The sequence below is a fragment of the Methylomonas sp. LWB genome (assembly GCF_001856095.1).
Taxonomy (GTDB): Bacteria; Pseudomonadota; Gammaproteobacteria; order Methylococcales; family Methylomonadaceae; genus Methylomonas; species Methylomonas koyamae_A.
The window spans coordinates 26,747-42,927 of record NZ_MKMC01000015.1 but is presented as its reverse complement, the minus strand read 5'-3'; the positions used below and the strand labels follow the sequence as shown (position 1 = coordinate 42,927).

Here is a 16,181-nt window from a genome sequence, read left to right as displayed (position 1 = left end):
TTCTAAGTATACTAACCTGTATGCGCATCTTTATTGCCCGGACTCACCACCAATGATAATAGGCAATTGATTACCGCCATTACCAATAATGACAGTTTTCGCATTATTCGATTCAGCTAATGCACGCGTCGCCTCTATACCCTTCCATTTCAAAACGTCATTATTCAAAGATTGACTGATTCGAGTATTGTAGTTATATATCCCATCCGCCTCGATTTTCTTTCTTTCCGCCTCCTGCGTTTCTCTCGCCAACTTATATTGATAGGCCTCGGATAATTGCTTCTGCTCGATCTTTGCCTCAATTGCATCCTCGACTTGTTTGGGTAAGATTACTTGCTGTAAAACAACATCCTGAATATAAATGTAATTTTTTTCTACTTCGGACGCCGCTTGAACGATAATGTTATGCAGACTTTCCCCTTTGGTCGTATAAATATCACTAACAGAGGTTTTACCGGCATGTACCCGAAGCGTATGATCAACTTCCGGTATAACAATTTTTTCCAGGTAATCCGGTCCAATTTTTTGATGCAATATACCGACCGAATCACGCTCCGGATAGTAGCGTATCGAAACTATAAGCTCTATTCTTAATCCTTCTTGAGTAAGCACCGAGAGTGAGTGTCCTTGTTGCTGAACCCTAGTGTTGTAAATCGCCATAGAGTTCCAAGGAAAAATTATGTGGAACCCTTCCTTATACACTCTATCGGTAACGGTACCGCCAGCGAACCTCTTATATAGAACGCCCGCCTCACCCGCCTTGATAGTAATAAACATCGTCTGATAAAAATACGCAACGACTAATAAAACAATAATCGTAGACGTGATTACGGCAGGTAGAAAGCGCTTCATCGTTTAAATTGAGCTCAGAGTTAAATATGAAGCTCATGCCTCAAAGGAAATTAAAAATGAGCCAATCGCGGTCAGTCGTTGATAACTAACCGCGACCCGCTCATCGTTATATATTTAATTCTCAAAAGATCAGGCAGTTACTTTTTTAGCGTCAGAGGATGCCGCCACGGCTTTACCCTCTTTAAATTTTTCGGAATAGTAGGCTCTAACTTGTTCTGGGTCGAATGTCAGAAAAGTACCGCCCGATTCAAAATGTTGAATAAAGACTTTACCAACCGCATAAGTCGAGGCACCGGCGATCAGCGGCAAACTCACCGCACCGACCGTTGAACCGACAACCGGTATCGATTTAAATAAACTCATGACCAGTGGCGTTACCGAAGTCGGAAAGCTACCACCTATTAAAGCGGCCAAAGCATTTTTGCCCTTACCCTCCATAAAAGTCACGCCATAAAGATGGCTTAATCTTCTCAGCATCTCCAGTTGTATACCGGATACCGCCAAAAAATCAAAAATAGGCACTGGCACTAAACCAGCAGCCATCGAAGCATACATGCTTTTCTTTACCAAATCATGAGCAGCATCTATTGCATTATCAGTTTTTACTAAGTCAGTCATTACATCACACCTCGGTAATTTGCGAAAAATCAAACCTCACTGCTATTCAACAAATCGATACATCGATAGCAAGCAAGACGAAATATTACAATTCATGACAAAAGGCGGTGTACGCATAACAGAATGCAACCGAACATTGCCACGACTCCTCTACAATAAGCAACCCAATACCAATTGCTTAACACTTTTATTCAAACTATCAATATCAAACCTCCTTCAGAAACAGCCACTTCTAAAACACCACCAGTATTTTCCATTCTTTAAAATGCGAAAGATGGAATAAAAACCATGCTCCAGATATTGCCAATCGTTACTACCAAATATTGATATCCTCCATTAGAGAGAGAATTTAAAATATAACCTCCATACTTTAGAAACAACTCAATAAATTCGGTTTTATATCGATTGCGATGTATTGACCCTAGTATACCTTTATCAGTTGTTGAACCGGCATATCTTTAGGATCCAACGAAACGATCGTGAATAAGTCATTTAACACTCTAAACGAATCCCTGTTCCAGGTAACGTACCCCCCATCGTTGAGATCCGCTATCTTATATTGGTTTCCGTTATATTCTACTTCCAAACCTGAGTCCACTAATTGCGCACCTTCAGACCATTGCAGAGTCAAAATTGGCCTGCGCTCGGTTTCCGGAACATCCTGCAAGTTTTGACCGGAAGCCAACCAACGCTCAAAATGTTTTTGCGCCAGTCCCAACGCCCCTAAAACACCGTCGAATGAGCGCATGACAAAAGAAACCTTAGGAATGCCGTCGCTTACTCCAAGCACAAACGGACTGTCTTCCCAAAAACCGTACTCGTGCGAAGAGTACAATTTTTCTAATAACGGCAAGGCCTCGGGCGGAATAGTCAACACATTTTGGCCATTTTCAGTATCGATTCTTAGGACTTGCTGCAACTGCATTTGTCTAGCAAGACCCGCCAAGCGTAAAAAATTTCGAAAATTCTTGGGTTGGTCCTGATCGGCGATATTATTTAAAACCAATCTTTTTCCTGACGGATAATCGAGAACAATTGAGACAACCAAAATACGCATTAGTTGATTAACCGGTACACCTTGCCTTAATTGTTCGAAAAAAATCCTACTATCGACCGGTGTATACGCGGTTTTGGCAAACGAAGCACCGCTCAACGGCGCGAAGGAGAAGGTCGGCGATTCAGTCGCGCTTAAGCCCACGGTACCTGTAAAACTAAATACCTTAGTAGCGAGAGTAGCCAACGATGCCAGCGCGGCAACCAACGGCATCGATGTATTGGTGTGGGTTGTCTGCGTACCGACAGTTGCTCCAAAGGAAAACGACGCGTTGACGCCTGACATCTGTAGAAAATGTGACGGAACGGAATTCGCTCTACGCGCCAAGTTTAGCAACATTTGCTCGTCGGACAACGACGCATGATTTTCCGAAACGTCCCGGAATTCGCTTTTCAAGGCCGCGCCGCCACATCCGGACGTAGCGAGCGATATTGCAAGTAACGAAACCAAATAACCCGACTTTTTTCTATTTATTATCTTCAACTTATGCCTCCTCTGTATAAATTTTTCACTCTTCGGCACGGCCGTAAATTTATGTATAAAGCTATCAACTCTAAGTGAATGCGTATTATTTTATTAACCCAAAAGCCAGTGGAGCTTATGTATTAACGTTTTCTTCTTCCCTCAGCTGCCCCATGTCGACAACCAATAAGCGGTCACAATGGGTAAAATATTTTTCGTCGTGAGTAACAACAATCACGGTCTTTTGTTTTTCCTTCAACTTTTGCAAAATAACATCATAAAAAAACTGACGAAACTCTGGGTCTTGGTCAGCAGCTACTTCATCGAACACATAAATAGCTTTATCTTCCAAGAGAGCAATTACCAAGGCCAAACGTTTTTTCTGCCCGGTCGATAAATTAATATTGGTGAACCTGCCATTCTTAAAGCCGGTTTTCTTCTCCAAACCCATTAGAATCAAATATTCGTTGACCATTTCGACATCAACATTTTGCTGCCCGTAAAATCGGTCGAATAAATGAAAGTCGGTGAAAATAATCGAAAAAAGGCTTCTATAATCAATCAATAAGTCATTTCCTATGGTCTTATTGTCTACGATGATCGCGCCCGAACTCGGCTCGTATAAGCCCGTCACCAGCTTAAGAATAGTCGATTTTCCGCTACCGTTACCGCCACGAATAAAAACAAGCTCGCCTCTGTTCAAGTTCAAACTGAAGGGGCCTACCGAAAACGGCCGCCCCTGGTCTGTGTTCGGATAACTAAAATATAGTTGACTGATGGAAATCCGATTAAAATAATCCGGAGAAACAAACGCGCGTTGTCCACTTGAAACACTTTCCTGCGCGACATTCAATTGCGACTCCAATTGATGCAAAAAATCGATCGCCACATTCGCTCTAGCCATGCTAGGAACCATATCGATAATGACGACGATGGGCCCCATGATAAAAAATATAATCGTAGTGATCGACATAATTTTATCGGCCGTTAAACTACTTAACTGCGGCAATAAAAACACAACCGATGCCATTAAAATATAAAAATATAACTGCGCATAAAGTTGCAAATTGACATTACTAATGTCGGTCGACACATTATTCCGCCAAGCCTCTTCCGAAACCTGCCTCATATAATTGCCATATAAGTCATCCGTCTTTTCCCGGTTGATCTTCAGCTCCTTAAAACCGTCCAACACATGTTGCATATAAGCAAAATATTCATTATCTTTTTCCATGGCTTGTTGCATCGAAACGCTGATCGATTGAACGAGGACATAGATACTTATCATGGCGCCGGCGATACAGACCAAGGCCATCATCAACGCCATCTTCGAAATCGTCGCCATATAAATGAAAGAGCAAATCAACATCACAGTAGCAGGAACACCTTCGGCAAGTCGATGCGCCGCTTGGGAAATTAACTCGGTCTTTTCCGATAACAAGGAAAGAATCTGCGATTTGCCTATAGACTCATAAGACAGAAGCTTTATTCCTCGCAACAAATACAATACGCGTGTTCTATAATCAAAAATTCCACCCTGTACTAACTCGGTGATCCTATGCGTCACATAACGCTTAGAGACAAAATATAAAGCCACCGACAACACAAATAAAATGAATAAACGTTCGTCCAAATCCGGCTTATCAAAGTCTTTTGCCGCGGCATTCAAGATCACCAACGTCAAAGCGTTAATAATCCCCGATATTAACGCGGAAGAAACCAATAAAAACTTTTTTTCTTGGTTTTGTATATTTATAAATTCCAACAATTTAGGCCGAAACAGGCCCAATTTTCCTGTCATCTTGTTGTTAACTTTTTTTAAATTGATAAATAAACCGATTAAAACGCAACACCCATCGCCAGGGAAACAAATTCATCGCTTGGATTACAAAGCCCCGTATCGTTTGGAAACGGCGGCGCCAAGGCTTCACTTTCCAAAAATGATTGCAGGAGCATACATAACCTTCACCTTGCGCAATAACCTCGTGCCACCATTGAGTCGGTATAAACAAGAGCTGGCCGGGGCTTAGTACCACCTCAAACCGATCCGCGGCCGCCTTACTAAAATCGGGATAGGCGTCAAGATCGGGGGCTAGACTATTCACCTGACTCACCCAGAATGGTAGAACATCGTAAAATCCAAATGGGTAAAGATGCTTGCTTTGTTTCGGCGGATACAAAACCACTCGTTTTTCGCCGTGCATCATGATCAACGTACCGTCGCCGGGATCGAAATGCATCGGTTCGACATGGCCAGAAGCTCCTAACCACAAATTTAACGAAGCTTCCGGAATAATCGGCTCGAATCCTAAGGTTTCAGTTAAAAACCGCATTTCATCGGCAATCGTTTTGACGGCCTCGCTATCGCCGATAGGGTTTTGCGCCAAATACAAATTCCTGGATTTTGCACTGCCATCGCGTAAATGCGCGGCAAAATCGCCCATCGTCATCTGAATATGGTCACAATACTTCGTCCATTCTCTTCTCGGTGCATCAAAATGGCCCGATCCGTAATCGCGTACTTGAAATTTCCGTCCATCTAAATGCTTACATAAAAAATCCAGATCCCAATCGACGGTTTCGGCCAAAAAGTCCGTGATAACCAGCGGTTTTCCGGGAACTCTATATTTCCGATTGAATTCTTCCCGGTTTAATTCGGCAACGCTTAAACGATCGATGGGTTTGCCAGCACTGGGTGCATTAGTCATCACTTCCCTCATGGGCTTCGGATTGCTCTAACATTTCTTTGATCAAGCGAGCGATGTCCCCGACGTGCGGCGGCTCCATCATATTTTCATGTTGTCCCGGCAACCAACGTAAATGAAGTTGCAAGCCTGCCACTTGTCCCCAAGCCAGATAATCATCAGCGCTGACACGCCGACTACCGTCCCGGGCCCTGATCAAAACCACGGGCGCTTCGATTTTTGGCGGGAAATAAACCATCTGTAAATTACATCGGCAAACGTTGAAATAACGTTCGATGGCTTCGTTGTCCATCGCCCTGGGAACGAATCCCGCCTGCTTAGCTTGGCTAAACACTTGCGCCAATTGCTCCGCTCTCGGCAACCGCCTCAATCGCTCGCTCTCGAAACCCAATGTGGGAAATAACGCGACCAATAGTTCGGCATCGTCGGTGTTTTGCGCCGTTTCGGCCGTCAACGACGGATGCGCGGTATCCAGCAAAGCGACGAATTCGACCTTGTCGCCGCTTTTCTCCAATTGCCGAGCGACCTCATACGCCAAAAGCCCACCAAAAGAATAGCCTAACAACCGATAATGTCCCTCCGACTGAACAGATTTAATAAACGGCAAGTAATAAGACGCCAATTCCGGCAATTGCGTGATAAGCGCTTGCTCCGACTCCATGCCCGGCGCTCGCAGCCCGTAGACCGGCAGGTCTTCGGGCAAGGACTTAGCCAAGTCGTTATAACAAATGACGTGTCCCCCGACGGGATGAAAACAAAACAATGCCGGATTTTCCCCTTGGCGCTTTAAAGGAACTAAGGGCAACCACTCCGGCGATAGCACATTGTCGTTCAGTAACTGGCTTAACGCCGAAATCGTCGGGGCCTGAAAAATGGTAGCTAGGGGTAGCGCTTTACCGAAGGCCGACTTGATTTGAGTCATCAAGTCCAAGACCAGCAAGGAATGACCACCCAACGCGAAAAAATCCTCATCGACCGAGACTTCCCGGTCAATGTCTAGAATCTCTCGCCAAATCGCCGCCAGCGTCTTTTGTACGAACCCGGTAGGCGACATCTCCGGGGACAAGGAGCGCTCCAATTCCGGTTCGGGTAAGGCCTTCCTATCGATCTTCCCGTTCGCCGTCAGCGGCAGATGCTCCAAAACGACAATCGCCGAAGGCACCATGAACCGAGGCAATTGCCGTCGGGCGACATCCAGCAAGCGGGTTTCCAGCACTTGTCCAGCGGCAGATGCAATATAAGCCACCAATTTCCGGTCGCTGGCAGCGGCTTCACCGACCGTCAAGACGACGCAGTCATCGACGCCGGCCACCGATTTTAAAACCGCTTCAACTTCGCCCAACTCGATGCGAAACCCTCTGACCTTAACTTGGTGATCCAATCGGCCGTGATAAATTAGCCTGCCTCGGTCGTCGTAGCTCACCAAGTCGCCCGTCCTATATAGCCTTTCCCCCGCTTGCGCACTAAAAGGATTGGGAACGAATTTTTCCGCGGTCAACGCCGCTTTGGCGTGATAGCCACGCGCCAAGCCCATGCCTCCCAAGTACAACTCGCCCGGCACGCCCGGCGGCAAGGGCTGCATATAGGCATCCAGCACATAGGCGCAGCTATTGCCGATTGGGCGCCCGATACTGGGTTGGGCATTCACCTGGCGCAAGCAATACGTCGAATACGTCGTATCTTCCGAAGGCCCGTATAAGTCGTACACTTCCTTGATGTGCGGTTTCGCGTATAGCCTATCGACCAATTCTCTGGACAACGGCTCCCCCGCCAAATTAACCGTTGTTACCGTATCGGGTATCGCATCGGCTTTCAGCAGTTCCTCCGCCGCGGACGGCACCGTATTGATCAAGGTCGGAACACACTCCGGGCATTCCACCAATTCGAGCACGTTACGCAATAAAACCAAGGTTCCGCCACTGGCGAGAGTCAGGAAAATTTCGAAGACCGATAAGTCGAAACAGATCGAGGTACCGGCCAACACTCGACTCAATTGTTCAGGTCGATAAACGCTTCTAGCCCAAGCGATCATGGCCAAGGCATTAGCATGAGTAATCGCCACGCCTTTGGGTTTGCCGGTCGAACCCGAGGTATACAACACGTAAGCCAGATTTTCGGCTCTTCGCTCGGGCAAGACCTGAACGCCGATCTCCGGCAAGGCTTGATCCAACAGAATTTTCGAGGCCCCAGCCAGCCCCGGAATGGCGTTGGCTAAATCCAACTCGGTCAATAACAGCAAAACCTTGGCATCGGCCAACGTATGCTCCAGTCTGGCACTGGGGTAATCCGGATCTAACGGCACATAAGCCGAACCGCTTTTAAGAATCGCCAACATCGCAACGATCAAACGCGGCGAACGCTTTAAACAAACCCCAATCAACACCTCCGGGCCAGCTCCGAGACTCAGCAACACATTCGCCAAGGCATCGACGCTATCGCTTAGTGCTTGATAACTGAGTTGAACATCGCCCTGAACCAAGGCGATTTGGTCGGCGGCATTCGCGACACTCCGCGCGAATAAATCGTACAAACCGGCGGCGGCACCGACCGGCATCACATTTCGGTTCCAATCGACAACAACTTGCTTGTACAACACCTCGTTAATCAGTGAAAAATCGCCGACCCGCTTGTCCTGTCCACCTGGGAGTTGCTCAAACAAATACGCCAGTCCGTCGCACAATCCTTGCACTTTATCGGCCTTGAACAAATCGGCGTTATATTCGAAAGTGCCGATTAGGCTATTCCCACTCTCGTGCATTGCCAGGGTCAAATCGAACTTCACGTCTCTGCTGGCCAAACTCAGCGGCTCAATAGTTAAGCCATTCAATTCAGGTGTTTGCCGCGCGCCATGATGAAAAAGAAACATGACTTGAAACAAAGGCGTGCTTGAAAGATCGCGTTCAGGCTGTAACGCTTCGACCAGTTTTTCGAACGGCAATTCTTGATGGGCAAACGCGTCGATCACCGTCGCCTTAACTTGCGCTAAAAACGCCGACCATAAGGGATTGCCCTGGATTCGATTCCGCAATACCACGGTATTCGCGAAGAAACCAATCAAATTTTCGGTTGCCCGGTGACTACGGTTGGCAACAGGCGTACCGATGCCGAAATCGTATTGGCCGCAATACCGCGCCAAAAATAGATTGAAACCGGCCAACAATAAGACAAAAACCGAACAGTGTTGCCGTTCGGCCTGCTGCTTTAACGCCGACGTCAGCTTCGCATCCAGCGTAAACGACGCACTTTGCGCGCGAAACGTTTGGATTGCGGGGCGCGGGAAATCGCTAGGCAAGCTCAAAGCCGGCGGCATATCGGCAAGGGCAGTCCGCCAATACGCCAATAATTGCTCCAAGCGCCTGGAATCCAACCGATGTCGTTGCCAGACTGCGTAATCCTTGTATTGAAGCGCTAAAGCCGGCAAATCGGCCTCAAGCGCCGACCGGTACAAAGTCAGCCACTCTTGCATGAATACGCTTTGCGACCAGCCGTCGGATATGATGTGGTGGTTATTAACGACCAACCAATAGCTTTGCGCGCCGGTTTTTACCAGCGCAATACGGATCAGCGGCAAACGGTCCAAACGGAACACATGCCGGCTTTCTTGCGCCAGCAATTGCTCCAATTTCGACTGCTGCGTTGCACCATCCTCCGAAGACCAGTCCAGACTTTGGAAGGGTAACGGGGTGGCAGGCAAGATTTTTTGCCTCGGCCGAGCATTTTTCAGCACGAAAACGGTGCTCAGACTGTGATGCCGCTGAATAATCCTATTAAAGCAAGCTTGCAAGCGCTCGACATCCAAGGCGCCGCCGATGCTCAATGCAATGAGCATGTTATACGCACTGCTTTCGGGATATAACTGCTGTAAAAAATACAAGCGTTCCTGAGAAAAGGACAGCGGATAATCGTCGGCGTCGGCCGCGACGCCTAACTCAAAACCGTGTTCCCGCTCGCTAGCGTCGATTGCATCGGCCTGTTGCCGCAAGGTCGAATGCTGAAATAAGGTTCGAACATCGAGTTTGACTGAAAACTCGCTGTGAATACGGTTGGCCAACTGCATGGCCAACAGCGAATGTCCACCCAATGAGAAAAAGTCGCTATCCCGACTGGCTCGAACCCCTAATAAAGCCTCCCAGATTGCCGCCAACTCAATTTCGGTAGCAGTCGCTGGCGGCTCCTGCGAAACCCCTTGTTGATAATCCGCCGCGTCCGGCTCGGGCAGGGCTTTATCGTCGACTTTTCCGTTTGGATTCAGCGGCAGTTCCGGCATCTCGACCAAGGCCGCCGGCAGCATATAAGCCGGCAGTTGCGCTTCGAGATAGCGGCGAAGGTCCCGAACGTCGATCTGCCGCCCAGATATAGCACTGAAATAAGCAATCAGGCATTTCCCTTGTCCGGCGATCTCTTTGACCCGAATGTAACTCTGCTTGATTGGCGGATAAGCGTTAAGCGCCGTTTCGATATCGCCCAATTCGATACGGAAACCCCTGATCTTCACCTGATGATCGGCTCGGCCGACGAACTCGATCATGCCCACGGCATTCCAGCGGACGCTATCGCCACTGCGATACATGCGCTCGCCAGGTTGACAGGAAAAAATATCCGGCACGAATTTAAGCGCCGTCTCCGCGGCTTGATTCAAATAGCCGCAAGACAAACCCTCGCCGGCAATGTAAAGGTCGCCAACGATCCCCTCGGGTACAGGCCTAAGCGCTTGATCCAATACATACAGACGAGTGTTTGCTAAAGCCGAGCCGATAGCGACGGTTCGCGCGTTGTCGCCGACCGTTTCGATTTCATACCACGAAGAAAAACTGGTACTTTCCGTTGGCCCATAAACGTGTAAAAAGTGCTCGGGCTTGCCATGCTTCAACACTTTTTTGACCTGTTCGGGATCAACCAACTCGCCACCGAACAATAAATACCGCAAGCCTAAAAAAGCATCGGCCCGCTGCTGCACCATTTGATTAAACAGCGCCGTCGTCAAAAACAACGCGCTAATCCGGCTTTGGCGTAAAAAATCGAGAAACCGGTCGGTAGACAAGCTCGTATCGCGGTCGGCAATTTCCAAACTGGCACCGTTCAGCAATGCCCCCCAAATTTCAAAGGTCGCCGCGTCGAATGCGGTATTGCTGACCTGCGCGATTCGGTCGGTCGGTTTCAAATCGATATAATTGCTGTTCAAAACGAGTCTGGCGATGGCCAAATGCTGAATCCCGATGCCTTTAGGCACGCCGGTGGAACCCGAGGTAAACATCACATAGGCCAAGGCATTGGCCGGCACGCCAACGGCAGGATTCAAACAGGGATAACCCGTTAAGTCCAAGCGGTCCGTTATCAATAAATTGGCGTCGCCGAAGACTTGCGCGTTGTCCTCCAAAGCGCTTTCGCTCAAAATAACCTTGCAATCGGCTTGCCGGTACATCGCCGCCAGTCGCTCCAGCGGATAAGCCGTATCGAGCGGCAAATAGGCCGCGCCTGTCTTTAAAACCGCCAGCATAGCGACCACGCAATCGCAGCCTCGCTCCAAATACAATGCCACCAAATCGCCTGGACGTACCCCTTGTTCGAACAAAAGAGAGGCTAATCGATTGGCCTGCTCGTCCAGTTGACGATACGTTAAGCGCCGCTGCCCATGAATCAAGGCCGTCTGTTCGGGCCGCTGTTCAACTTGTTTTTGAAAATGTTGAACCAAATTAAGCCGGCGAGGAAAAGCGCTGGCGCAATTGTTCCAGTCGTAAATAATGCGCTGGTAATCTTCGGCGGACAATAAATCGATGTCCTCGATCAACACCTCCGGCTGAAGGACCACGGCATCGATAATGCGCAAGTATGATTTCGCCATCCGTGCCAGGGTTTCCGGCAGAAACAACGCTGTCGCGAATTCGAACAAGCCACTGAACGACTGGCCTTGCTCTTGTATCGACAGGGTTAAATCGAATTTCGCCGCGTTTCTGGGCGCGGGAATCATCTCGACCGATAAATCCGCTAAAGACGTGCTGGCGACGGTTTCGTTGACGTAGGTGAACATGACCTGGAACAACGGGCTGTATGCTTCGTTCCGTTCGGGTTGCACGGCATCGACGACTTTCTCGAAGGGCAGATCCTGATGGCTATCGGCGGCAAAAAAAGACTGCCGGGTTTGCTGCAAGACTTCGACAAACGATTGCTTATTCAAGCACTCGACTTTAATCGGTAAACTATTGACGAACAAGCCGATCAAGTCTTCCAGCTCTTTTTGATTCCGTCCGGCGAACGGCGTGCCGATCAAAAGCTGACGCTGCCCGGAATATTTTGCCAGCAACACCGCAAAGGCACTCAACAGCAACACAAAAACCGACACCTGCTGTTTTTTGGCTAAGTCCGATACCCTGGCCCTGGTATCGGCATCGATAGCAAACTCATAACACCCGCCCTGATGGTTGGCGGTTTTCGGACGTTTAAAATCGCAGGGCAAATCCAAGAAATGAGGCACATCCTTTAAATAAGCTTGCCAAAATGCCGTGGCCTGCTTACCGGCATCAGAGTTCAAGTTTTTTTGCTGCCAAAGCGCGTAATCGCCAAACTGAATCGGCAGAGCCGGTAAATCGGCGCGCTCCTGCCCTAGCCCGGCGGAATAAAGCGCGGCAAAATCGCGCATGAACACATTGGCCGACCAGCCGTCGCTAATCAAATGGTGCACGCAACTGGCCAGCACATAGTCGCACTCGGCCAATTTGACCAAGCGTACGCGGATTAAGGCCTCGTGTTCCAAATCGAATGCACGGTCGCTCATCTGCTGTAACACGGCTTGCAAGTCCTGCGCCTGCCAGTCACTACCGGTTAAATCGACGACGTCCAGATTAAAGGGCTGGACCGGTTTAATATCGATAAAAAACCCCTGGTCGTTCTGATGGAAATGCGCGCGTAATATTTCATGGCGCTCGATCACGCTGGCCAATGCCTGTTCCATGCTCTCGGGCGCAAGCGTCCCATGCAAACGCAAAAATACCGGGATATTGTATAAGCTGTCCGATCCGCTATAGCGCTGCAAAAACCACAAGCGCTGCTGGGCGGAAGTCATGGGTATCCGCTCCCCCTGCTCTCTACGCGGAATCCCGAAACTAGCGCGCTGCTCTTTATTCTTGGCCGATAGCTTCTGGAACAGCAGCGCTTTTTGGGCCGGGGTTAATAGCGCGAGTTTATCTTTCAAGTCAGTCATAAAACCAAAACCGCCCTAAAGCAAATAACTCGTTTGATCGTCGGACAATCGAGCCAAATCACCTAGCAAGTCCGCTTGCTCTTCGACGTCGAGCGCATCGAATTGGGCCGCTAGTAGCCAATCCGCTTGCTGTTTAATGTTGGGATGTTCGAAAACCACGCGCATCGGTAACTCCAAGTCGAATTCTAGTTTGATCCTGCTAACGATTTGGGTTGCCGTCAAAGAATGGCCGCCTAAATCGAAGAAGTTCTGATCGGTGCCGATTTCCGGCAGTTGCAAAACCTCTCTCCAGATGCGCAACAAACTTTCCTCAATCTCGTTTTCGGGCGCCAGCAACGCCCCACGGACGATCCCGTCGTCGACCACATCGGGCAAGGCACGGCGGTCGACTTTGCCGCTGGGCGTCAACGGCAATTTATCCAACATCAGCCATTTCTGCGGCACCATGTAGTGCGGCAAGCGTTGCGCCAAATAATCCCTGACCTCCGCTGCGTCAGGCCGCTGATCGCCAACGACCAAATACGCCGTTAAATAACCGTCTTCACGTTCGCCCTTGACGGCGGTGACCACAGCCTCCTTCACGGCGGGATAGGTATTTAAAGTCAATTCTATTTCCGCCAAATCGATCCGAAATCCCCGAACCTTGACCTGATGATCGTTGCGACACAGAAATTCGAAACCATCCGCCAACGTAAACCTTACTTGGTCGCCGGTTCTATACAAGCGACTCCCCGGCTGCTCGCCGAAAGGATCGGGCAAAAAATATTCCGCCGTACGCGCCTTATCGTTCAAATAACCCACGCCAACGCCAGTTCCGCCCACGCAAAGCTCCCCCGGCAGACCGAAGGGCAGCGGATTCAAGGCTTCGTCGACGACATACAAGCGTGCATTGCCGATCGCCTCGCCAAGCGGTACCGTTTTTTGCCAATAGCGATCGACCGGATCGATGGGGAAAAACAAGCACACATCGGCGCATTCGGTCGGCCCGTAACTATTGACGACGGTTGTCGTCCGCTGTACAGACTCCAACCAAGGTCGAATCCGCCCCAAGGCGATGGGCTCGCCGCCGAGAAACACATATTTCAACGACGCCAGCGAACCCGGCCGACCGGCCGCGATGTCGGCGAGCGGGTAGAAGGCACTAGGCGTCGCGTTGACCCAACCGATTCGGTAGCGATCGATTAACTCGACGATCAAGGAAGGATCGTATTCCGGCGTCTCATATAAATATAAAGTGCCGCCCCCCACGAGCGGCGCGAAAAAGTTTTTTTGGGTTAAATCGAAGCTTAACGACGTGAAAACCAAGGTCGATGCCGCTTGACGCAAATCGAAATCGGCGACATACCAATTCAACACCAAGTTGGCGAAACTGCGGTGTTGCACCCCGGCCCCTTTGGGAACGCCGGTCGAACCGGAAGTGAAGATCATATAGATCAATTGCTCGGCGGCGATTTCCGGTAGTTCGCGCCGGACCGGACTAGCCGCCAATAAATCTTCGATATAAAACAGCGCCAACGTGCCGTTATCGCTCAAATGAGCCAGAGCGAACGATAAGCTCCGCTGCGATAACACATGCTTGATGCCCGCTGCGCCGACCATCAATCGGACCCGTTGCTCGGGATATTTCGGATCTATCGGCACATAAGCGGCTCCGGCCTTTAGGATCGCCAACATCGCAACCAACATGTCGACGCTGCGTTCCACACACAGTCCGACCAAGTCGCCGGGCGCGACGCCGGCGTCGGCTAAGAGCCTAGCCACATGCGAGGCGCGTTGCGCCAATGCGCCGTAGCTCAGCCGCTGGTCGCCGCAGACCACGGCGGTCGCGTCGGGATGCAAGGCCATTTGCCGTTCGATAACTTGCAAAACGTTACCGTCTTTCAGCCCTAGCTTCCGGCCGCGATTCCAGGCCGCCAGTACACCGTGGTATTCGCCGACCGCCATCAACGGAATGCTCCCCGGTTTTAAGGCGGCATTAGCGGCAATGGCCTCGCAACAATTGATGAAGTGTCGCCCGAAGGCATCGATCGTTTCCGGCTTGAATAAATCGGTGTTGTAACCGAACTCCAAGCTGATATCGTCGGCATTTTCCGACACCATCAATGCCAAATCGAATTGCGCATTGCTCCGCCGCAACTGCAACTGCTCGATGACGACCCCCGGCAGTTCAAATGCCTGCTCCGGCGCGTTTTGATAGCTAAACAGCGTCTGTATCAGCGGCGAATAACTTAAACCGCGCTCCGGTCTCAGTTGGTCGACGATTTGCTCGAACGGGCAATCCTGTTGCTCGACAGCCGCCAACAACAGCGCTTTTACGTGATGCAGCAATTCGCGAAACGTTAAATGCGGCTCGATACGGGCGCGCAGGACTAAAGTATTGACGAAAAATCCGATTAAGGGCGCCAATTCGGGTTGGTTCCTGTTGGCGACCGGCGTGCCGACCACCAGATCCTGTTCCTGGCTATAGCGATGCAGCAAAACGAAATAGACGGTTAACAACACCATGTTCATGGTGGCGTTTTCCCGATGAGCCAAGGTTTTCAACGCGGCCGTCGTTTGCGAGGACAGCGCGAGCATCAGGGTTGATCCTTGAAATCGCTGCACCGGCGGCCGGGGATAATCGCTTGGCAACGCAATTAACGGCGGCATGCCGGCCAACTGCCGTTGCCAGTAAGCCAACTGCCGCTCCCTAACGTCGCCGCTAAACCATTCCCGCTGCCAAATGGCGTAATCGCCGTATTGAATGTCCAAGGCCGGCAAATCGGCTACCGGTCGATTTTCCTGATGGGCGCTGTAGAATTTCATCATTTCGTCGACAAACACGCCCATCGACCAACCGTCGGAAATAATATGGTGCACGACCGACAGCAACACGTGCTCGGTATCCGAAAGAGTCAGCAGCTGCAACTTAATCAGCGGCCCTTTTTCCAAATCGAAAACCATGCCCGCCAAATCGGCGGCGAGTTCGCGGCAAATTTGCAGTTGCCGGTCTATGTCGGCTTCGGCTACGACCTTTTGTTCCAATATTAAATCGCTCTCAGGTTCCACCCATTGACTAGGCTCACCGTTTACCGTGCGAAAAGTGGTTCGCAAAATCTCATGCCGTTCGACGATTTGCCGCAAGGCGGCTTCCAAGGCCAAGCAATCCAAGGAGCCGGTCAGCCGCAGCGCGCCGGTAATGTTGTAAGCCGTACTTTCCGGCTGCATCTGTTGAAAAAGCCATAAGCGCTGTTGCGCGAATGACAGTGGGAAAAAATAGGATTGCCGTGGCACCCGCGCCTCTTCGTTCATG

7 protein-coding genes are annotated in these 16,181 nt (G+C 49.9%); all 7 read right to left on the bottom strand.

Translation table 11 applies throughout. From position 1 onward, the window contains the following. Window positions 1–30: 30 nt before the first annotated feature. Window positions 31–852: a prohibitin family protein gene (locus BJL95_RS09095; RefSeq protein ID WP_064031419.1), complete on the bottom strand. Its 822-nt coding sequence runs from the start codon at window positions 850–852 to the stop codon at window positions 31–33. A gap of 129 nt (window positions 853–981) precedes the next feature. Further along, complete coding sequence (locus tag BJL95_RS09090; protein ID WP_064031418.1) at window positions 982–1,470, bottom strand: YcjF family protein; 489 nt, start codon at window positions 1,468–1,470, stop codon at window positions 982–984. A 421-nt stretch (window positions 1,471–1,891) separates the two neighbouring features. Next, window positions 1,892–3,007: a hypothetical protein gene (locus tag BJL95_RS09085; RefSeq protein WP_139306187.1), complete on the bottom strand. Its 1,116-nt coding sequence runs from the start codon at window positions 3,005–3,007 to the stop codon at window positions 1,892–1,894. A 115-nt stretch (window positions 3,008–3,122) separates the two neighbouring features. Further along, window positions 3,123–4,787 carry an ATP-binding cassette domain-containing protein gene (locus BJL95_RS09080; RefSeq protein ID WP_064031416.1) on the bottom strand — a complete coding sequence of 555 codons (1,665 nt, stop codon included), beginning with the start codon at window positions 4,785–4,787 and terminating at the stop codon, window positions 3,123–3,125. A 7-nt stretch (window positions 4,788–4,794) separates the two neighbouring features. After that, window positions 4,795–5,694, bottom strand: coding sequence for a cupin-like domain-containing protein (locus tag BJL95_RS09075; protein WP_064031415.1), 900 nt, complete (start codon window positions 5,692–5,694; stop codon window positions 4,795–4,797). Further along, complete coding sequence (locus BJL95_RS09070) at window positions 5,687–12,889, bottom strand: non-ribosomal peptide synthetase (protein WP_071157316.1); 7,203 nt, start codon at window positions 12,887–12,889, stop codon at window positions 5,687–5,689. Before BJL95_RS09070 ends, BJL95_RS09075 begins: the two co-directional genes overlap by 8 nt. A gap of 15 nt (window positions 12,890–12,904) precedes the next feature. Then, window positions 12,905–16,180 carry a non-ribosomal peptide synthetase gene (locus BJL95_RS09065; protein ID WP_071157314.1) on the bottom strand — a complete coding sequence of 1,092 codons (3,276 nt, stop codon included), beginning with the start codon at window positions 16,178–16,180 and terminating at the stop codon, window positions 12,905–12,907. Window position 16,181: the final 1 nt, after the last annotated feature.

Bases quoted from the DNA above. Each gene is read 5' to 3' on its own strand.
- BJL95_RS09095 (WP_064031419.1), bottom strand. From the start codon at position 852: ATGAAGCGCTTTCTACCTGCCGTAATCACGTCTACGATTATTGTTTTA.
- BJL95_RS09090 (WP_064031418.1), bottom strand. From the start codon at position 1,470: ATGACTGACTTAGTAAAAACTGATAATGCAATAGATGCTGCTCATGAT.
- BJL95_RS09080 (WP_064031416.1), bottom strand. From the start codon at position 4,787: ATGACAGGAAAATTGGGCCTGTTTCGGCCTAAATTGTTGGAATTTATA.
- BJL95_RS09075 (WP_064031415.1), bottom strand. From the start codon at position 5,694: ATGACTAATGCACCCAGTGCTGGCAAACCCATCGATCGTTTAAGCGTT.
- BJL95_RS09070 (WP_071157316.1), bottom strand. From the start codon at position 12,889: ATGACTGACTTGAAAGATAAACTCGCGCTATTAACCCCGGCCCAAAAA.
- BJL95_RS09065 (WP_071157314.1), bottom strand. From the start codon at position 16,180: ATGAACGAAGAGGCGCGGGTGCCACGGCAATCCTATTTTTTCCCACTG.